Here is a 19,231-nt window from a genome sequence, read left to right on the forward strand (position 1 = left end):
ATCCGGAAAAGAATCCCGACCGCCAGAAACGAATCCTGTTTGCCAAAGCCGGATCGCTTGAGCAGTCTCGAAGCCGCAAGGTTCGTTGGGGACAATGACGGACCGGGACTGGGTGGGCGCCATGGCTGCGACGTTGTTGCGTGCGGCAACTCGATATCGATCCTCTTGCTTTCATGCGCGCGGGGCAGCAGTCATGCTGGTCGTGATCGGCGCCGCTGCGCCGTCGACCGTCCTGCACGCCCAGACCACCGCGCCCGTTACCGAGCTGCCGCCGGTCAACGTGATCGCCCCGTCACCGCTGGCTGGCACGCGCAGCGCAAGGCCGGCGGCACGGCCCGCGGTTCGCAGCACGCGAACCGCCCGAACCCGAGCCGCGCCTGCTGCACCGGCGGCGGCGCCGGAAGGCGGCACGGCGGCCCCCGGCCCGTCCGACCGCGACTCGAGCCTGATCGATCGCGACAAGGTCCCGTCCAACACCGAGGTGCTGACGTCGCAGGATTTCAGCAGCAACTACTCGACCAATTTCCTCGACTCGGTGAACCGCAAGCTGCCGGGGGTCACCCTCGGCGACCACACCGGCAATCCGTTCCAGCGCAATCTCGACTATCGCGGCTTCACCGCCTCGCCGGTGCAGGGCACGCCGCAGGGGCTCGCGGTCTATCAGAACGGCGTGCGCATCAACGAATCCTGGGGCGACGTCGTCAACTGGGACTTCATCCCGGAGAAAGCGATCGACCGGGTCTCGCTGTTTCCCAACAACCCGGTGTTCGGCCTCAACGCGATCGGCGGCGCGCTGAGCATCCAGATGAAGAACGGCTTCACCTATCAAGGCGTCGAGGGCGAATTGTTCGGCGGCTCCTACGGACGGGTACAGAGCAGTGTGCAGGCCGGCGGCCAGAAGGACAACGTCTCCGCCTACGCGGCGTTCGAATCCGCTTACGACCGCGGCTGGCGCGACTACGCCAATTCCTCCCACGTCAACCGGATGTATGTCGACATCGGCGCGCGCAACGACCAGACCGAATTCCACGTCAACTTCACCGGCGCCGACAACATTCTCGGCAATGTCGCGGCGACGCCGATCCAGATGCTCAACCAGCGCTGGTCGAGTGTCTATACCTGGCCACAGACCACGCATCTGCAGCTCGCCTTCGTCAACGCGACGCTGAACCACAATTTTTCCGACACCTGGTCGTTCCAGGGCAACGCCTATTTCCGCGGCTTCCGGCAATCCCATGTCGACGGCAACGGCACCGACGTCGAGTCCTGCAACCGCGGCCGCAATCTGTGCCTCGACGGCGCGCAGGACAACATGCCGATCTTCGGCACGACGCCGGTGCCGAACACGCTTGGCACGGCTTTCCTTGGCGAGATCGACCGCAACACCGCTGCCACCAATTCGTACGGCGGCACCGCGCAGGTGACCGGCAGTGACAAGCTGTTCGGCCACGACAACCACGTCGTGATGGGCGTCAGCGTCGACCACGGCTTCACCAAGTTCAACGCCACCAGCGAGCTCGGCACCATCGATCCGAACAATCTGTTCGTGACCGGCACCGGAATCTTCATCAACCAGCCCGACGCCGGCCTCGCCCCGGTCGACCTGCACGCCACCAACACCTACACCGGTGTCTACCTCACCGACACGTTCGACGTGACCAACAAGTTCGCGGTAACCGCGGGCGGCCGATTCAACCTGGCGCAGATCGATTTGCAGGATCAGACCGGGACCAACCCGCTGCTCAACAGCAACAACCGCTTCCAGCGCCTGAATCCGGTGATCGGCGGCACCTACAAGATCACGCCGAACCTCACGGTGTATGCCGGCTACTCCGAAGCCAACCGCGCACCGACGCCGCTCGAGCTCGGCTGCTCCGATCCGGCGCGCCCCTGCGTGATCGACAGCTTCCTGATCGCCGATCCGCCGCTCAAGCAGGTGGTGGCGCACACCGTCGAGGCCGGAATCCGCGGTGGCTGGGGCCGCGACGCCAGGACCGGCGTGCTGAGCTGGGGCCTCGGCGGGTTCCGGACCCTGTCCGACGACGACATCATCCGGGTGACCAGCCCACTCGGCACGGGCAATTTCGGCTATTTCCAGAATGCCGGACAGACCCTGCGGCAAGGCATCGAGGCCAAGCTCGACTACCGCGTCGATCGCTGGAACGCCTATGCCAACTACACCTTCGTCGACGCCACCTTCCAAAGCGCCAACACGCTGCCGTCGCCCAACAATCCGAATGCCATCACCGACCCGGCCACCGGCTCCCAGTTCATCAACGTCAAGCCGGGCGATCATATCCCCGGCATTCCCGCGCACCGCTTCAAGGCCGGTGTCGAGTATCAGGCCACCGACGCCTGGAAGATCGGCGCCGACGTCAACGTGGTCGGCAGCCAGTGGTTGATCGGCGACGACACCAACCAGAGCCAGAAGGTGCCGGCCTATGCAGTGGTGAACCTGCACACCTCCTACAAGATCACAGAGAATGTCGAGCTGTTCGGGCTGATCAACAACGTCTTCAACCAGCACTATTATCTCGGCGGCGCATTCTTCGAGCCCGGCGGCTTCGCCAGCACCACGCGCGGCGTCACCAATTTGATGGCGCAGCTGACCGACCCGCGCACGTTCGTGCCGGGCATGCCGCTCGCGGCCTATGCCGGTATCCGGGCGAAGTTTTAGGCGGCGTCGGTTCAACCAACGCTCAGGTCCGGTTTGAAAGTTTTAGCGGCCGAAAAACAGCGGCGACTGGCCAGGCAGTAGCTGCGAATTGATGTCGCTGTCCATCCGCTCGGCCTGCGGCTGCGCGAAGCTGGCGCCGATCGAGAGGCTGAGGTTCGAGGTCGGCCGGAACTCGACACCGCCGCGCACGGCATAGCCGGCGTTGGCGCTGGAACTGCCGCTGAACGGCGCCAGCGGCCCGCCGGCGCCGGGCGGATTGTATTTCAGACTGTCGAAGCCGGCGAAGAAGGTCACCGGCGAGGAGCCGTCGCCGCTCTTGAAATTATAGCCGACCTGCGCGCCCTGATACTCATACGAGCCGAACGCGCCGGAGCGGCCGAACCCATTCCAGCCGAAGCGGCCGCCTTCGCTGCCCATGAACCAGCCGTCCGGACGATTGGCGTTCAGCCAGGCGTTGCCGCCCTGGGCGCTGCTATCGCCAAAGCTCGGAAAGTTGCCGTAGGTGTCCGCCTTCTGGGCATCGGCCAGGCTGCCGCCGAAGCCGAACAGTGAACCCGGCGTCCAGTAGCGTACGGGATCGGCCTGCGCATGGGCCTGCTGGCCGCCCAGACAGAGCGCCGCCAGCAGCATCGCGAGACCGCTTTTGCTTGCGAAGATCGACATTCGAGTAACTGTCCCTCTGCCGGAATTATACGCGCCGGGCGGCGGGAACGCCAGTGCGGCGCGCCGCGCGAGGCGCGCACCTCTTGCCAACGCCACGGCGAGCCCTTATGTACACGCCTCCTTGAAATAGAGAGCGACCCAGGTTTCCAACAATGCGGCAGTCACAGCGAGCATCGATGCTGATGACGGGAGGGCTAACCCCCTCGTCCGCCGCCAATCTGCTTTGGACCTGACCTCACCAATTCACACCTGACATTGGGAAGCGGCCCGGAGCGGAAGCGGCTCCGGGCGCCGAACGAGCTCTCGCGGTGCCTCGAGTCGTGCAAACCAGCACGGGAGCTCGCACACCACAGGTGTCCCATGGCCAAAGAGAAGTTCATCCGCCTCAAGCCCAACTGCAATGTTGGCACGATCGGCCACGTGGATCATGGCAAGACGACGTTGACGGCAGCGCTGACGAAGGTCTCGGCCGATAACGGCTGGGGCGCGTTCGTCTCCTATCAGGACGTTGCCAAGGCGTCGGCCGCGCAAGGTACGCGTGACGACACGAAGATCCTGACCATTGCGACGAGCCACGTCGAGTTCTCGACGGCGGCGCGCCACTACTCGCATGTCGACTGCCCGGGCCACGCCGATTATGTGAAAAACATGATCACCGGCGCGGCGCAGATGGACGGCGCGATCCTGGTCGTCTCCGCGGTCGACGGACCGATGCCGCAGACCCGCGAGCACATCCTGCTCGCGCGCCAGGTCGGCGTGCCGCGCATCGTGGTGTTCCTGAACAAGTGCGATGTCGCCGACGACCCGGAGCTGGTCGATCTCGTCGAGATCGAGGTGCGCGACCTGCTGTCGAAGTACCAGTACGACGGCGACAACGTCCCGGTCGTGCGCGGGGCGGCGATGCAGGCGCTGCGCGGCGAGAAGGGTCCGCTTGCGGATCAGGCGATCCTGAAACTGTTCGAGGCGCTCGACAGCTATATCGAGCTTCCCGAGCGGCCGAATGATCGCCCGTTCCTGATGCCGATCGAGGGCGTGCAGTCGATCGCCGGCCGCGGCACCGTCGTGACCGGGCTGATCGAGCGCGGCGTCGTCAGGCTCGGCGATGAGGTCGAGATCGTCGGCCTCGGCGACACGAGGAAGTCGGTGGTGACCAGCATCGAGAGCTACCGGAAGATCCTCGATCAGGGGCAGGCCGGCGACAATGTCGGCTGCCTCTTGCGCGGGATCGACAAGGCCCTCGTGCAGCGCGGTCAGGTGCTGTCGCGTCCCGGTGGCGCGGCGCCGCACAAGACCTTCCGCGCGGAAGTGTATGTGCTGACGAAGGACGAAGGCGGGCGGCACACGCCCTTCTTCGCCAATTATCGTCCGCAGTTCTACTTCCGCACCGCCGACGTCACCGGCACCGTCCAGCTCGGCGATGGCGTCGAGATGGTGATGCCGGGCGACAGCGCCGAGTTCACGATCGAGCTCAACAAGCCGATCGCGCTCGAGGCGCGGTCGCGCTTTGCGATCCGTGAAGGCAACCGCACCGTCGGCGCGGGTGTCGTGACCGAAATCGTCGACTGACGGATGGGGGCCTGGCGCAAGCCGGGCCCCCGTTTGCTTGCTCTAACCTTCGCCCTGGCGGCGCCGCTCGTGGATCAGGTCGATGAAGGCGCGCAAGCCTGCCGGCACGTGGCGGCCGCCGGGATAGTAGAGCGAGAGGCCGGGGAAAGCCGGCGTCCATTCCGCCAATAGCTGAACCAGACGCCCGTCGCGCACGGCTTCAGCGACGTCCCATTCCGACATGTAGGCAAGCCCATATCCGGCGAGCGCGGCCTCGCGGATCAAATTCGGCTCGTCGAGCGTGAGCCGGCCGGAGGGGTCGATGAGAAGCTGCTCGCCATCCTTCTCGAACTCCCACCGGTAGACCGTACCGGCCGGCAGCCGCATCCGGATGCAATCATGTCCGGCGAGATCGGCCGGCGTGCAGGGGGCGGCCCGCGCCGCAAGATAGGCCGGCGCGCCGACGACGATGAGCCGCGCGCTTGGTCCGAGCGGCACCGAGATCATGTCGGCGGGCACCTGCTCGGCGAGGCGGAAGCCGGCGTCGAACCCCTCGCGCACGATGTCGATCAGCTTGCCCTCGGTGACGATGTCGACCGACATTTCCGGGTAGCGGTCGAGATATTCAAAGATGATCGGCTGCAAAATGCGCCGGGCCGCGCCCGCCGACGTGTTGAGCCGCAGCACGCCGGTCGGGGTCGCGCGGTGCTGGTTGACGGCATCAGACGCCTCGCGGATCGCGGTTAGCGCCGGCGCGACCTCGGCCACGAACTGCTCGCCGGCCGGCGTCGGTGCGACGCTGCGCGTGGTGCGGTTGAACAGCCGCACACCGAGCCGGGCTTCGAGGTCGGCAATGGCCTGGCTCAGGGCCGTGGTCGACAACCCGAGTTCGGCGGCAGCGGCGCGAAAGCTGCGGCGCCGGGCCACCGCCACCGCAGCTTCGAGCTCGATCAGACGTCCTCGGCCCATTGTCCCGTTTTTTAGGTCAATTCATCCGGAACAATGCCACTAATCGGGATCAATTGCCAAGTCTATCTCCGCGACAGCCAACACGGAGACATCCCATGCGCATCATCGAGCACAGCTATATCGACGGCCGCTTCGTCGAGCCCCACGGCCGCGAGCTGTTCGACCTGCACAACCCGGCGACCGGCGCGGTGATCGGCCGGGTGCGCCTCGGTGACGCCGACGACGTCGATGCCGCGGTTGCGGCGGCGAAGCGCGCGCTGCCCGGCATGGCGCGCACCGGCAAGGCCGAGCGGCTGCAGATGCTCGACGCGCTGCACAGCGCGATGCGCGCGCATGTCGAAGAGCTGCGCGAGGCGGTACTCACAGAATACGGCGCCCCGGTCTCGCGGTCGAGCTGGATGGCCGACTATGCCGCCGACACGTTCGTTGCCGCCGCGCGCACCCTGGCCGACTATCCGCTGCAGCGCGAGATCGGCACCGCACGCGTGGTGATGGCGCCGGTCGGCGTCGTCGGGTTGATCACACCGTGGAATTCCAACGCTGGCTTCATCTGCAACAAGCTCGCCTACGCCATCGCCGCGGGCTGCACCGCGGTGATCAAGCCGAGCGAGATGAGCGCGATGCAGACCGAAATGGTGCTGCGCGCGCTGCATGAGGCCGGCCTGCCCGCCGGCGTCTACAATGTGGTCAACGGCAGCGGCGCCGATGTCGGGGCCGCGATCACCGCCCACCCGGATGTCGCAAAAATCTCCTTCACCGGCTCGACCGCGGTCGGCAAGGCCATCGTGCAGGCCAGCGCCGCGAGCCTCAAGCGGGTGACGCTCGAGCTCGGCGGCAAGTCGCCGACCATCATCCTCGACGACGCCGACCTCGATGCGGTGATCCCGGGCGTGATCGAGGCCGGCTTCATGAATTCGGGCCAGGCCTGCATCGCCGGCACCCGCGTGCTGGTGTCCGAGCATCGCCGCGCCGACTTCGAGGCGCTTCTCAAGGCCGCGATCGAGACACGGGTGAAGGTCGGCGATCCCCGCGATCCCGCGACCACGGTCGGGCCGATGGTGAGCCAGACCCAATGGGAACGCGTGCAGCGCTACATCCGCCTCGGCCAGCAGGAAGGTGCGCGCCTCTTGACCGGCGGCGAAGGCCGGCCCGACGGGCTATCAGGCTATTTCGTCCGCCCGACGGTGTTCACCGATGTCAGCAACGACATGAAAGTCGCGCGCGAGGAAATCTTCGGGCCGGTGCTTGCGATCCTCAGCTATCGCGACGAGGACGAGGCCGTCGCCATCGCCAACGACACCAGCTACGGCCTCTCGGCCTACGTGTTCGGTGACCCTGCGCATGCCGAGCGGATCGCCGCACGCATCGACAGCGGCCGCGTCGTGATCAACGGCGCCGCGCACGAGCCGCTGGCGCCATTCGGCGGCATGAAGCAGTCCGGGCTCGGCCGCGAGAACGGCCCGTTCGGGCTCGAGGCCTATCTCGAGCCGAAGACATTGCTCGGCGCGCGCGCGGCGTGATGCGAAGCGCTTCGTTGATGGCGAAGCGGCCGCGTCGCGCGATCGTGCGCGACACTTTCGTGTGACACACATCGGTGACGGAGGCGTGATTCACCGCTGCGTGACTAGGCCATTGGTGAATTTGACCGCCCGTTTGACCGCCTATATCTTTCGCGCGCTGGGGCCTTCGCAGTCGCAACTCATTCGAGGTGCCCATGGAATGGTCGACCAGGCCGGCCCGTCCGGATCAACCCTTCGGCAGTTGGGCTGACGATCTCGCGGCCGCCTTCGTCCGATTGGAGCCACGCCGGACCACCGAGGAGCCCTTTGCGGGGACGATCTGCAAGGTTGACGCGGCTCCGCTGCAGATCTCGCTGGTCTCCGCCAGCGGGCATACCGTGCAGCGGCTCGCCTCCCACATCGCGTCGAGCACGGATGATCTTTGCTTCGTCAACCTCCAGCTCGAAGGGCTCGGGCGCACCACGCAGCGCGGCCATGAGCAGATCAGCGCGCCCGGCGATCTGGCGCTCGCCGACACGACGCAGCCGTTCGAGATCGCCCACCGCCACGACTTCAAGCTCTTCTGCTTTGCGGTACCGCGGCGGCTGTTGCCGGACGCGCTGTTCGACCGACCGCGGCTCGGCCTGTCCGCGACCGCGACCGGCCGCGCGCTGTCCCGCACGCTGTCGAGCTACGCCGAGCTCTCCCTCAGCGGTCATCAACTGGCAAACACCTCGGCGATGGCCGGCGCGCACGTCGCCGAGCTGATCGCGCACGCCCCTGACATCCTCGCCGACGCGCCGGCCGAGCGCGTGCATACGCCGGTGCTGTTGTCGATGATGCTCGACCATATCGCGCGTCACAGCAGCGATCCCGGGCTCGGCGCAGCAGTGCTGGCCGCAAAATTCCGCTGCTCCGAGCGCTACGTGCACCGCCTGTTTGCGGCCACCGGCCGCTCCGTGAGCGAACACGTCAACGAGCAGCGGATTGCGCTGTGCACGCGCGCGCTGCTCGATCGCAACGCCGCGGACAAGACCATTGCCGAGATCGCCTTTGCCGCGGGCTTCCGCGACATCTCGCATTTCAACCGCCTGTTCAAGCGCGGCAACGGCCTCACCCCGCGCGAGTTCCGCCGCGCCGCCGCGCATTGAAACGCGATGATTCTTGGTTGAATCAGCCGCACCGCAGACTCGGTTCGCCTCTCCCGCTTGCGGGGAGGCCGACGCACATCGCGAGATGCGTGGCGGGTGGGGGTGTGTCCACGGTGGGATTCGCAGTGCGGAGGCACCCCCACCCCGCCCTCCCCCGCAAGCGGGAGAGGGAGCCCACCGCCAATGCCTACATCACTCCAATCCCCATATGCGATTGCCCTCCGCGCAAGCGGGAGGGGTGTCGCAGTTCCGATGCGGCCACTATTCAGGTTCACTCCGCGCCAAGAGATCTGGCGCTGCCGTCCAAGACTTTCTCACCGGATCGCGATAGTCATGAGCTGAACGGCTGACACGCGCCGGAGGCATTTGGCATGGCGATCGATTTCACGCTCACGGCGCAGCAACGCGAGCTGCAATCAACTGCCCGCAAATTCGCCACCGACGTGCTGGCCGAAGCCAGATCGGCCGAGCTGCTGGCGACGCCGGAGCAGCGCTTTCTCGCCACCAAGCCGACCTATGAGGCGATGGTGGCCGCCGGTTATCTGCGCAAATGCATCCCGGCGCCGGCCGGCGGCGACAATGCCGGCATGGTCGATATGGCGATCCTGGCCGAGGAATTTTACAGCGTGAACCCCAGCGTCACGCTGACGATGCTCGGCTCCGTGCTCGGACTGCTGCCGCTGCTGCTCGGCGGCACGCCGGAGCAATGCCAGCGGCTGCTGGCGCCGTTCCTCAAGACCAGCGGCGCGCCGCTCGCCGCCTTCTGCTCCAGCGAGCCCGGCGGCAGCGCCAACGCCGGCTCGCCGCCGCCCGGCGAGGGCGTCCGCACCACGGCGCGGCGCGAAGGCGACAATTGGGTGATCAACGGCCGCAAGAAATGGGTGTCCTCGGCCACGGGATGGAATCGCGCGGGCGCCGATGTGCTGACCGTGGTGTGCCGAACCGATCCGGCGGCGGCGCCCGACGCCGCGATCTCGATCATTGCGGTGGAAGGGCCGGTGAGCGGTCTCGTGTTCGAGCGCGCGATCGACACCATCGGTCATCGCGCGCACCTCGTCCCGCAATTCGGCCTGCACAATGTCACGACCCCCGCGCGCAATCTGCTCGGACAAGAGGGCTCCGGCCTGGCGTTGACCGCGGCGGCATTCACAGGCACTGCTGCGCTGGTCGGCATCCTCGGCGTCGCGCTGATGCGCGCGGCGTTTGCGTTCGCGCTCGATTTTGCCTGCACCGAGAAGCGCGGCGGCGTTCACCCCATCATCGAGCATCAGGCGGTCGGCTACGCGCTGGCCGATGCCAAGACCACCATCGAGGCGGCGCGCAGCCTTAGCTGGCGGGCCTGCCACGCGCTCGACACCCAATCTCCGGCGGCCGAGGAGCTCGCGGTGCAGGCGAAGATCTTCGGCTCCGAGGCGGCGGTGCGCGTCATCACCGATCTGATGCGCGTGGTCGGCATCGACAGCTACGATCACGAGGCGCCGTTCGGCCGCCTGCTCCAGGACGCGCTGGCGCTGCCGATCTTCGACGGCGGCAATATGGGCGTCCGGCGGCGGCAGCTGCACACGATGTTCAAGCGCGACGACTACAGCCCGCTCGCGGCCAGCGGCGCGGCATAGGCGTGAGATTCCGGAGGGTGCAATCATGAGCACAGAGCAGAAAGTGGCCGTCGTCACCGGCGCATCGCAGGGCATCGGCGCCGGCATCGTGCAGGCCTTCAGGGATCGCAACTGCCGGGTCGTGGCGACGTCGCGGTCGATCAGGCCGGCCGACGATGCGGACATCGTCACGGTGCAAGGTGACGTCGGCCTCCCTGAAACGGCGGAGCGGGTGTTCAAGGCAGCGCTGGACCGCTTCGGCCGCGTCGACACGCTGGTCAACAACGCCGGCATGTTCATGGCAAAGCCCTTCACCGCCTACTCGCAGGAGGACTACGCCGCCTACATCTCGACCAACGTGACCGGCTTCTTCCACATGACCCAGCGGGCGCTGGAGCTGATGAGCAGGCAGGGCCACGGTCACGTCGTCACGATCACGACCAGTCTCGTCGACCAGCCGATGAGCAGCGTCCCGTCCGCGCTCGCCTCGCTCACCAAGGGTGGCCTGAACGCGGCCACCCGCGCGCTCGCCATCGAACATGCGAAGCGCGGCATCCGGGTCAACGCGGTGTCGGCGGGCATCATCAAGACCCCGATGCATCCGGTGGAGGCGCATCAGGCACTGGCCGCCCTTCACCCGGTCGGCCGGATGGGCGATGTCTCCGACATCGTCGACGCGGTGCTCTACCTCGACGGCGCAGGATTCGTGACCGGCGAAATCCTCCACGTCGACGGCGGACAGGCCGCCGGCCACCACATGCCGTAGTCCTTCGTATTTTCCGAATTTTCTCTTGACGCGGACCCCAAGTCAGATGTTCAATGCGCCCGTCTCACCCGATCGAGGGGCGCTGCGCATCGTCACAGACGCGGTGTGAGATGCGGTGGACGCTGCGCGTGTCAGTGACGACAGCACGCGAGGCGGACGGTGAAGTCGTGCAGGCCTGACGCCCTAGTGGCAGGTGTCTCTCAGTGAGAGGTAGTTCTCTTGCTGATGACGACAACCAAGCCCAGTCTCGCCGGGGCGAGCACGTATAAGCCGTAACCCATCGCGCAGGGAAAGCCGGAGTATCCGGTTTCACCTGTGGTCCTACCCCGGTGCTTTTTGTTGCACCGGGCCCATGGGTGCGATCGGCACCCGGCTTTCCCTGCGCCCTCAGTTCAAGAGAGGGCGGAACGAGGATGCAAAGCTCGGGCGAAACGCGCCGCGAGAATGCGAAACCGTATCCCACCCACAGCTGTCATCGCCCGGCCTCGACCGGGCGATCCAGTACGCCGCGGCTTCTCCGTTCTATCGCTGGCGTCTCTGGAATACTGGATCACCCGCCTTCGCGGGTGATGACATCGAGTAGTTGTTTGACAGTTGAATCAGATCGATACCGTCATCCTGAGGCGCGAGCTCTTGCGAGCCTCGAAGGATGAATCGGCCCGGCTGGTGGCCGTCGATCCTTCGAGGCTCGCAAGAGCTCGCACCTCAGGATGACGGGACTGATAGTGGCGCACCGTGCCGGAATGACCAGTCCCCCCACCCGCCGCGACATTGCGCCGCTGACCTCGTTGCGGCGCAACAATCAAAATGAGACTGCCCGTCAAACCACAACGCGGCGACGACATCCGCGCCGTGCCCGCCTTCGGCTAGCCTTGCGTGCAACAACCGGACGTCCGCACACAAGGCGCACCGGCGACAACACCATGGAGGGAGCGATGTTGAAAGGCAGTGTGGGACTGATTGCGCTGGGCAGCCTGTTGCTTTCGGGAACGGCATTCGCGCAGGAAAAGATCAAGGTCGGCGTCACCGCGACGCTCGAGGGCACCTACACCGTGCTCGGCGAGGACGGCATCCGCGGCTTCCAGACCGCGCTCAATGTGCTCGGCAAGAAGGTCGGCGACAAGGAACTCGAATTCGTCATTGCCTCGACCGACGCGACGCCGGACTCCGCGGTGCGCGCGGTGCGCAAGCTGATCGAGCAGGACAAGGTGCAGATCCTGCTGTCGCCGCTGTCCGGCGACGAAGGCATCGCGGTGAAGAACTTCGCCAAGACCAAACCCGATCTGACCTTCGTCAACGCCGCCTCGGGCGCGCAGGAGACGACCTACGTCGATCCGGCGCCGAATTTCTTCCGCTACAACATGGACGGCGCGCAGTGGCAGGTCGGCCTTGGCAAATACGCCTATGACACCAAGGGCTATCGCAAGATCGCAACCGTCGGCGAGGACTATTCCTTCATCTACACCCAGGTGTTCGGCCTGGTGCTGGAATTCTGCGGCGCCGGCGGCCAGGTCACCAACCGGCAATGGGTGCCGCTCGGCACCAAGGATTTTGCTTCGGTCATCGCCGCGCTGCCCGACGATGTCGACGCGATCTATCTCGGGCTCGGCGGCGCCGACGCCGTCAACTTCCTCAACCAGTATCAGCAGGCCGGCGGCAAGGCCCATCTGATGGGCGGCTCGATCATGATCGACCAGACGATCCTGTCGTCGAAGGGCAGCGCCAAGAACGCACTGATCGGCACCATCGCGGCGAGCGGCCAGGCCGACACCTGGGAGGACCCGGGCTGGCAGAAATTCGTCAAGGCCTACCAGGACTCCTTCCCGGAGAACAAACGCTTCCCGAGCCCGTCGCTGCTCGCGACCAACTATTACGGTTCGACGATGGCGCTGATCCAGGCGCTGCGCCAGGTCAATGGCGACCTCTCCAACAACCAAGCCAAGCTGAAGGAGGCGCTGGCCAAGATCGAGATCGACGCGCCGAACGGCAAGATCAAGCTCGACTCCAACCGCCAGGCGATCGGAACCAACTTCGTCACCGAGGTGGTCGACGACGGCAAGGGCGCGCTGTTCTCCAAGGTCGTCAAGGTGATCCCGAACGTCAACCAGACCCTCGGCTACGATCCGGCGGTGTTCGCCAAGATCGGGCTGCCGAGCCGCACGGTGCCGGAGTGCAAGAAGTACTGACGTATTTTTTGCAAGTTTTTTTGCAAGTGCGAGCAGGCCGGCCGTGACAGAGAAGCGCGGTTGCAGCAAACGGCCTGCTCGCCCTTGCTTTCCTCCGGCGGATGTTGAACGCTTGTTGAAAAGACAAGAACATCCCGCGGGAGGGGAGGCATGAGCAGGGCGCTTGCCGTCTTCCACGGCCGCTTCGGTCGCGCGACGGTCTATCAGTTGAACCGTCCCTTCAACGTGCATGCGCACCGCGAAGGGCATCTGATCTTTCATGTCGGCGGCACGCCGGCGCAGATCGACGTCTCCGAGCAGCGCCTGCTGCTCAAGGACGACACCGTGGTCGCGGTCAACCCGTGGGAACCGCACAATTTCCTGCCGACCGACATGGATCACGGCGCGATCTTCTTCGTGCTCTATGTCAACGCCGAGTGGTTCGCGCCCGATGCGGCGAATGCGCAGAGCATGCGGTTCGGCCGCACCTTCTTTCCCCGCACCGAGGCGCTCGACAAGCACATCCGCCGCACCGCAGCTTTGGTGTGCGGCGCGCCGTCGCTGCGCAGCCTCGACAGCGAGCTGAGGCAGCTGATCGATTCCTGCTACGAGGAGAGCTGGCGGGCGGCGCAGGAGGCACGCACCACGGCCGCGGTCACCGATTTCCGCGTCCGCAAGTCGATCAAGCTGATGTCGGAAAGCCCCGGCGCCGAGATCGAGCTCGACGCGATCGCGCGCGAGGCCGGGCTGTCGCGGCCGCATTTCTACCGGCTGTTCCGCACCCAGACCGGCGTCACCCCGCACCTCTACATGAACACGCTGATCATGGAACAGGCGCTGGACGCGCTGGTGGCAACGGAAGCGCCGATCGCCGACATCGGCTTCGATCTCGGCTTCTCCTCGCAGAGCGGCTTTACCCGCTTCTTCTGCGCCAATGTCGGCATGGCCCCGACCGACTATCGCCGCGCCGCCAAGGTGCTGCGGCCGTGAGGCGAGTTCCGGATAAGCCACAGGAGAATCGATAAAAGATACTCTCGATCAAATCCGCCTGCCTCGCCCCCGATAGGATGGCCGGCACGCGACCCGGCAGACGGTCGCGGCTACCTGAGGGAACGCGACGGAGATGGCCTCCTTCATCGAACGCCATCCGGCCTGGGCGCTGATCGCCATCATCGCGGTCGCGGTGCTGCTGTGGCTGGTGTTTTCGATCTGGCCGCCGGGGCTGGAAGCCGCGATCGGCCGCAAGCGCGTGTTCCTCAACGCGGTGCTGAACGGCATCACGCTCGGCGGGCTGTATTTCCTGGTGGCCAGCGGCTTCACGCTGATCTTCGGGTTGATGCGCAACGTCAACCTCGCCCACGGCTCGCTCTATCTGTTCGGCGGCTATATCGGCTACGCCATCAGCACCTGGACCGGCTCCTGGATCTTGAGCTTCATCGTCGCCTTCATCGTGGTGGCGCTGGTCGGCGTGATCCTGCAGCTCGCCGTGTTCCGCCGCATGGAGGGCCAGGATTTGCGCCAGACCATGGTGACCATCGGCCTCTCGATCGTGTTCGCCGATCTGATGCTCTGGGTGTTCGGCGGCGACTTCTACCAGATCCAGACCCCGCGCTGGCTGATCGGCCCGGTCCAGCTGCCGCTGCTCACCGCGATCAAATCCTCGGGCGAGCCGGTCTATCTGCAATACCCGCTGGTGCGGCTGGTGATCTTCGCGGCCTCCGTCGTGATCGGCATCGCGATGTGGCTGGCGCTGAACCGCACGCGGATCGGCATGATCGTGCGCGCCGGCGTCGACGACCGCGACATCCTGGCCGCCACCGGGGTGCGGATCCAGCTGGTGTTCGTGCTGGTGTTCGCGCTCGGAGCTGGATTGGCCGGCATCGCCGGGGTGGTCGGCGGCACCTTCCAGTCGCTGTCGCCGGGCGAGGACACCCGCTTCCTGCTGGCCTCCCTCGTCGTCGTGATCGTCGGCGGCATGGGCTCGATCCCGGGGGCGGCGCTCGGCGCCGTCATCATCGGCCTCGCCGAGCAGCTCGGCTCAGTCTACATCCCGACCTACGCCATCGTCGTCACCTTCCTGATCATGGTGCTGGTGCTGACGCTGCGGCCGCAGGGCCTGCTCGCGAGGCGATGAGATGTCGCTGCTGCAGAGCACCCAGTTCCGCCCCGACCCGTCAGCCACCACGGCGCGCCGCGCCTTCATCCGCGCCTGGCCGGACTTCCAGAATCCGGCCGCCTGGATCGTCGCGGTGATCCTCATAATTATGCCGCTGATCGCGAGCGGCTTCTTCCTGATCGAGATCTTCGCCACCACGCTGATCCTCGGCGTGATCGCGCTCAGCCTGATGTTCCTGGCCGGCTATGGCGGCATGGTCAGCCTGATGCAGCTGACCATCGCGGGCTTTGCCGGCTACATGGTCGCGGTGTTCGGTGTCAGCGGCAACGCCAATATCAGCCTCGGTTGGCCGTGGTGGCTCGCGACCCCGATGGCGCTGGCGCTGGCAACCCTGTTCGGCACGCTCGGCGGCGCGCTCGCGGTGCGCACCGAGGGCATCTACACCATCATGATCACGCTGGCGATCGGCGCCGCCTTCTACTATTTCACCAACCAGAACTGGGCGATCTTCAACGGCCACACCGGCATCAACACGGTGGCGACGCCGCATTTCTGGGGCGTCGACTGGCGCGCCGACATCGCCTTCTACTACGTGACGCTCGGCGTCGCCGCGATCTGCTACTTCGCGGTCCAGTACGTCTCGCGCGCGCCGTTCGGCCTCGCGCTGCAGGGCGTGCGCGACAATTCCCGCCGCATGGCGGCGCTCGGCTTCAACCCCAATGCGCACCGCATCGCCGCCTACGCCTTCGCCGCCTTCATCGCCGGGCTCGGCGGCGTGCTGCAGGTCTGGAACTACCGGCAGATCTCGCCCGGCTCGGTCAGCGTCGGTGCCTGCATCGACGTCCTGATCATCGCCGTGGTCGGCGGCATCACCCGGCCGATCGGCCCGTTCATCGGCGCGCTCATCTTCGTGCTGCTGCGCACCTTCGCGCTCGACGTGCTGATCAAGTTCGGGCTGGACGGCAACCGCTTCCGCTTGCTGATCGGGCTCGGCTTCCTCGCCATCGTGTTCTGGTCGTCCGACGGCGTGATCGGCCTGTGGGAGCGCTGGCGGCGCCGCAATGCATCCTCCGCTTCACGTGCGGGAGGCCGCCATGGATAGCGTCGCGCATCGCCTGTCCGCGGTCGGCGCCGGCGCGGCGCTGGAGCTGCGCGGCGTGACGCGGCTGTTCGGCGCGCTGGCAGCGCTGACCGACGTCACCATCACGGTGCGGCCCGGCGAGCGGCGCGCGGTGCTCGGCTCCAACGGCGCCGGCAAGACCACGCTGTTCAACTGCATCACCGGCGACTTCCCGCCCTCCTCCGGCACCATCCGCTTCTTCGGCGAGGACATCACCCAGTTCCCGCCCTATGAGCGGATCCGGCGCGGGCTGCGCCGCACCTATCAGATCTCGGCGCTGTTCCCCGGCCTCACGGTGCAGGACAACGTCTACCTCGCCTGCCGCGGCGTCTCGCGCGGCCGGTTCTCGTTCCTGCGCCCGAGCCAGAACGACGCGCTGATGCATGCCACCGAGACGCTGGTGCAGGCGGTGCATCTGTCCGCCGTCAAGGACCAGCGCGTCGCCGAGCTCGCCCATGGCCAGCAGCGCCAGCTCGAGATCGCGTTGGCGCTGGCCGGTGCGCCGCGCTTCATCCTGTTCGACGAGCCGGCGGCGGGACTATCGCCGACCGAGCGCCGCGAGCTGATCGAGATCTTGACCTCGCTGCCCGCGCATATCGGCTACATCATCATCGAGCACGACATGGACGTCGCGCTGCGCGTCGTCGAGAGCGTGACGATGATGCACAACGGCCGCATCTTCAAGGAAGGCCTGCCGCGCGAGATCGAGTCCGATCCCGAGGTGCAGGAGCTCTACCTCGGAGGCGGCCATGAGTGACCGCCGCGCCGCGCCCGCGCTCGAGGTGAAGGGCCTCGACGTCTATTATGGCCATTCGCATGCGTTGCAGGGCGTCGACCTCACGCTCGATACCGGCGTGTTCTCGGTGGTCGGCCGCAACGGCATGGGCAAGACCACGCTGTGCAAGGCGATCATGGGGCTGGTGCGCGCCAGCGCAGGATCGATCCGGATTCGCGGCGAGGAAGTCGCAGGACAAAGTCCGGCGCGGATCGCGCGGCTCGGCGTCGGCTACGTGCCGCAGGGCCGGCGTCTCTGGCGCTCGCTGACCGTCGACGAGCACCTCGCGCTGGCCGGCGGCCTGCGGCGCGGCCCGTGGACCACGGAGCGCATCTACGACACGTTTCCGCGACTGGCCGAACGCAAGAGCAATGGCGGCAACCAGCTCTCCGGCGGCGAGCAGCAGATGCTCGCGATCTCCCGCGCGCTGCTGACCAATCCGCAGCTCCTGATCATGGACGAGCCGACCGAGGGCCTCGCGCCCGTGATCGTCGCCCAGGTCGAGGAGATGCTGCTGCGGCTCGGCGACGAGGGCGACATCTCGGTACTGGTGATCGAGCAGAACATCGGCGTGGCGACGGCGGTGTCGCGCAACGTCGCGATCATGGTCAATGGCCGCATCAACCGCATCATCGACTCGGCCCGCCTCGCCGCCGATCGGGAATTGCAGCAGCGGCTGCTCGGCGTCGGCACGCATGGCATGGACGAGACCGACGCCGAGGCAGCAGCCCCGGCGAAGACCGATGCGCCAAGTGCCCCGCAGCCGGAACGCAAGGGACCGGTCCGCATCTTCGTCTCCAATCCGGTGCTGCCGACGCGGTGGTCGCAGCCGGTGCCGATCGCCCGCATCGAGGCCGCCGCGCGGACGCAGTCGGCGGGCGTGACGCGGCTCGAAGAGGCGACCCGGGCGCGGCGCGAACCGGCACTGTCGAAGACGTCGGGGCCGCCGGTCGTGCTGGTGGTCGGCACGCTCGACACCAAGGGCGCCGAGCTGCGCTTCATCCGCGACATCATCGTGAACAGCGGCCTGCGCGCGCGGCTGGTCGACGTCTCAACCAGCGGCAAGGCGGCGAGCTGTGACGTCACTGCGCAGGAGATCGCGCTGAACCACGGCCGCGGCGGATCAGGTGTGTTCGGCACCGATCGCGGCGCCTCGGTGACGGCGATGGCTGAGGCGTTCGAGCGATGGCTGCGTCGCCAGGGCAACGTCGCCGGCATTATCTCGGCCGGCGGCTCGGGCGGCGCATCGCTGGTCGCGCCCGGCATGCGCGCGCTGCCGGTCGGCGTGCCAAAACTCATCATTTCCTCGGTCGCCTCCGGCGACGTCGGCCCCTATGTCGGCCCGGCCGATATCACGATGATGTATTCAGTGACCGACGTGCAGGGCCTCAACTCGATCTCCCGTGCCGTGCTTGGCAACGGCGCCAATGCGCTGGTCGGCATGGTCAAGGCACGGCTCGACGAGCAAGCCAACAGGCAGCGCGACACGGGCGCCACGCTTCCCGCCATCGGCATCACGATGTTCGGCGTCACCACGCCGGCGGTGCAGAAGATCGCCGCCGATTTGCGCGAGGATTTCGAATGCCTGGTGTTCCACGCCACCGGCGTCGGCGGTCGCTCGATGGAGAAGCTGGTCGAGTCCGGCCAGCTCGCCGGCGTCATCGACCTCACCACGACAGAGGTCTGCGACCTCCTGATGGGCGGCGTGTTCCCGGCAACCGAGGATCGCTTCGGCGCCATCATCCGCAGCCGCGTGCCCTATGTTGGCTCGGTCGGCGCGCTGGACATGGTCAATTTCGGCGCGCCCGACACCATTCCCGAGCGCTACCGGCAGCGCAAATTCCACGCGCATAATCCGCAGGTCACCTTGATGCGGACGACGCCGGAAGAGAACGAGCGCATCGGCTGCTGGATCGGCGAGAAGCTGAACCAGATGGACGGCGTGGTACGCTTCTTCCTGCCCGAGGGCGGCGTCTCCGCGCTCGATGCGCCGGGCCAGCCGTTCTGGGACCCTGAGGCCGACGCTGCGCTGTTCGGCGCGCTGGAGCGCACCGTGCGCCAGACCAGCAACCGCCAGATCATCCGCGTCAAGCGCAACATCAACGATCCCGAATTCACCGCCGCCATCGTCAGCGCGTTCCGTCCTTTGCTCGGCCGCGGCGGTGGGCGGCGGAGAGTGGCGAGGTGACC

At 66.6% G+C, this 19,231-nt stretch carries 14 protein-coding genes; 12 read left to right on the forward strand and 2 right to left on the reverse strand.

The features are described 5' to 3' along the window. Nucleotides 1-484 precede the first annotated feature (484 nt). A complete protein-coding gene (locus tag XH93_RS35340) occupies nucleotides 485-2,677 on the forward strand; it encodes a TonB-dependent receptor (RefSeq protein WP_246799757.1) in 2,193 nt (730 codons plus the stop codon). A 42-nt stretch (nucleotides 2,678-2,719) separates the two neighbouring features. On the opposite strand, the gene XH93_RS35345 is transcribed toward XH93_RS35340, so the two are convergent. Beyond that, nucleotides 2,720-3,340, reverse strand: a complete 621-nt coding sequence (locus XH93_RS35345) for a hypothetical protein (protein ID WP_194471010.1) — start codon at nucleotides 3,338-3,340, stop codon at nucleotides 2,720-2,722. Between the two features lie 360 nt (nucleotides 3,341-3,700). Here XH93_RS35345 and tuf point away from each other — a divergent pair, with 360 nt between their 5' ends. Next, nucleotides 3,701-4,906, forward strand: coding sequence for an elongation factor Tu (gene tuf, locus XH93_RS35350; RefSeq protein ID WP_194471011.1), 1,206 nt, complete (start codon nucleotides 3,701-3,703; stop codon nucleotides 4,904-4,906). Nucleotides 4,907-4,948: 42 nt separating this feature from the next. Here the strand turns inward: tuf and XH93_RS35355 are convergent, their stop codons facing one another. Continuing rightward, nucleotides 4,949-5,854 carry a LysR family transcriptional regulator gene (locus XH93_RS35355; RefSeq protein ID WP_194471012.1) on the reverse strand — a complete coding sequence of 302 codons (906 nt, stop codon included), beginning with the start codon at nucleotides 5,852-5,854 and terminating at the stop codon, nucleotides 4,949-4,951. A 95-nt stretch (nucleotides 5,855-5,949) separates the two neighbouring features. Between XH93_RS35355 and XH93_RS35360 the strand changes: the two genes are divergently transcribed. The 10 genes from XH93_RS35360 (at nucleotide 5,950) to XH93_RS35405 (ending at nucleotide 19,229) form a co-directional block, all read left to right on the forward strand. Further along, nucleotides 5,950-7,374 (forward strand): aldehyde dehydrogenase family protein, encoded by a 1,425-nt coding sequence (locus tag XH93_RS35360; RefSeq protein ID WP_194471013.1) that lies wholly within the window; start codon nucleotides 5,950-5,952, stop codon nucleotides 7,372-7,374. Nucleotides 7,375-7,568: 194 nt separating this feature from the next. Next, on the forward strand, nucleotides 7,569-8,504 hold the full coding sequence (locus XH93_RS35365) for a helix-turn-helix domain-containing protein (RefSeq protein ID WP_194471014.1): 936 nt from the start codon (nucleotides 7,569-7,571) through the stop codon (nucleotides 8,502-8,504). 371 nt (nucleotides 8,505-8,875) lie between these two features. After that, entirely contained in the window at nucleotides 8,876-10,120 is a 1,245-nt protein-coding gene (locus XH93_RS35370) for an acyl-CoA dehydrogenase family protein (RefSeq protein WP_194471015.1), read from the forward strand. Between the two features lie 25 nt (nucleotides 10,121-10,145). Beyond that, entirely contained in the window at nucleotides 10,146-10,865 is a 720-nt protein-coding gene (locus tag XH93_RS35375; protein ID WP_194471016.1) for an SDR family NAD(P)-dependent oxidoreductase, read from the forward strand. A 935-nt stretch (nucleotides 10,866-11,800) separates the two neighbouring features. Then, complete coding sequence (locus tag XH93_RS35380) at nucleotides 11,801-13,051, forward strand: ABC transporter substrate-binding protein (RefSeq protein ID WP_194471017.1); 1,251 nt, start codon at nucleotides 11,801-11,803, stop codon at nucleotides 13,049-13,051. A gap of 150 nt (nucleotides 13,052-13,201) precedes the next feature. Continuing rightward, the gene (locus XH93_RS35385) at nucleotides 13,202-14,020 is read left to right on the forward strand and encodes an AraC family transcriptional regulator (protein ID WP_139859472.1); all 819 of its coding nucleotides are present in this window, start codon (nucleotides 13,202-13,204) and stop codon (nucleotides 14,018-14,020) included. Nucleotides 14,021-14,153: 133 nt separating this feature from the next. Then, nucleotides 14,154-15,164, forward strand: a complete 1,011-nt coding sequence (locus XH93_RS35390) for a branched-chain amino acid ABC transporter permease (protein ID WP_194471018.1) — start codon at nucleotides 14,154-14,156, stop codon at nucleotides 15,162-15,164. A 1-nt stretch (nucleotide 15,165) separates the two neighbouring features. Beyond that, entirely contained in the window at nucleotides 15,166-16,248 is a 1,083-nt protein-coding gene (locus XH93_RS35395; RefSeq protein WP_194471019.1) for a branched-chain amino acid ABC transporter permease, read from the forward strand. Beyond that, nucleotides 16,241-17,023 (forward strand): ABC transporter ATP-binding protein, encoded by a 783-nt coding sequence (locus XH93_RS35400; RefSeq protein ID WP_194471020.1) that lies wholly within the window; start codon nucleotides 16,241-16,243, stop codon nucleotides 17,021-17,023. Before XH93_RS35395 ends, XH93_RS35400 begins: the two co-directional genes overlap by 8 nt. Then, nucleotides 17,016-19,229 (forward strand): ABC transporter permease, encoded by a 2,214-nt coding sequence (locus tag XH93_RS35405; protein ID WP_194471021.1) that lies wholly within the window; start codon nucleotides 17,016-17,018, stop codon nucleotides 19,227-19,229. The genes XH93_RS35400 and XH93_RS35405 overlap by 8 nt, the downstream gene beginning before the upstream one ends. The last annotated feature ends 2 nt before the right edge of the window (nucleotides 19,230-19,231 follow it).

The organism is Bradyrhizobium sp. CCBAU 51753, assembly GCF_015291565.1.
GTDB classification, from domain to species: domain Bacteria; phylum Pseudomonadota; class Alphaproteobacteria; order Rhizobiales; family Xanthobacteraceae; genus Bradyrhizobium; species Bradyrhizobium ivorense.

Bases quoted from the DNA above. Each gene is read 5' to 3' on its own strand.
- XH93_RS35345 (WP_194471010.1), bottom strand. From the start codon at position 3,340: ATGTCGATCTTCGCAAGCAAAAGCGGTCTCGCGATGCTGCTGGCGGCG.
- tuf (WP_194471011.1), top strand. From the start codon at position 3,701: ATGGCCAAAGAGAAGTTCATCCGCCTCAAGCCCAACTGCAATGTTGGC.
- XH93_RS35355 (WP_194471012.1), bottom strand. From the start codon at position 5,854: ATGGGCCGAGGACGTCTGATCGAGCTCGAAGCTGCGGTGGCGGTGGCC.
- XH93_RS35360 (WP_194471013.1), top strand. From the start codon at position 5,950: ATGCGCATCATCGAGCACAGCTATATCGACGGCCGCTTCGTCGAGCCC.
- XH93_RS35365 (WP_194471014.1), top strand. From the start codon at position 7,569: ATGGAATGGTCGACCAGGCCGGCCCGTCCGGATCAACCCTTCGGCAGT.
- XH93_RS35370 (WP_194471015.1), top strand. From the start codon at position 8,876: ATGGCGATCGATTTCACGCTCACGGCGCAGCAACGCGAGCTGCAATCA.
- XH93_RS35375 (WP_194471016.1), top strand. From the start codon at position 10,146: ATGAGCACAGAGCAGAAAGTGGCCGTCGTCACCGGCGCATCGCAGGGC.
- XH93_RS35380 (WP_194471017.1), top strand. From the start codon at position 11,801: ATGTTGAAAGGCAGTGTGGGACTGATTGCGCTGGGCAGCCTGTTGCTT.
- XH93_RS35385 (WP_139859472.1), top strand. From the start codon at position 13,202: ATGAGCAGGGCGCTTGCCGTCTTCCACGGCCGCTTCGGTCGCGCGACG.
- XH93_RS35390 (WP_194471018.1), top strand. From the start codon at position 14,154: ATGGCCTCCTTCATCGAACGCCATCCGGCCTGGGCGCTGATCGCCATC.
- XH93_RS35395 (WP_194471019.1), top strand. From the start codon at position 15,166: ATGTCGCTGCTGCAGAGCACCCAGTTCCGCCCCGACCCGTCAGCCACC.
- XH93_RS35400 (WP_194471020.1), top strand. From the start codon at position 16,241: ATGGATAGCGTCGCGCATCGCCTGTCCGCGGTCGGCGCCGGCGCGGCG.
- XH93_RS35405 (WP_194471021.1), top strand. From the start codon at position 17,016: ATGAGTGACCGCCGCGCCGCGCCCGCGCTCGAGGTGAAGGGCCTCGAC.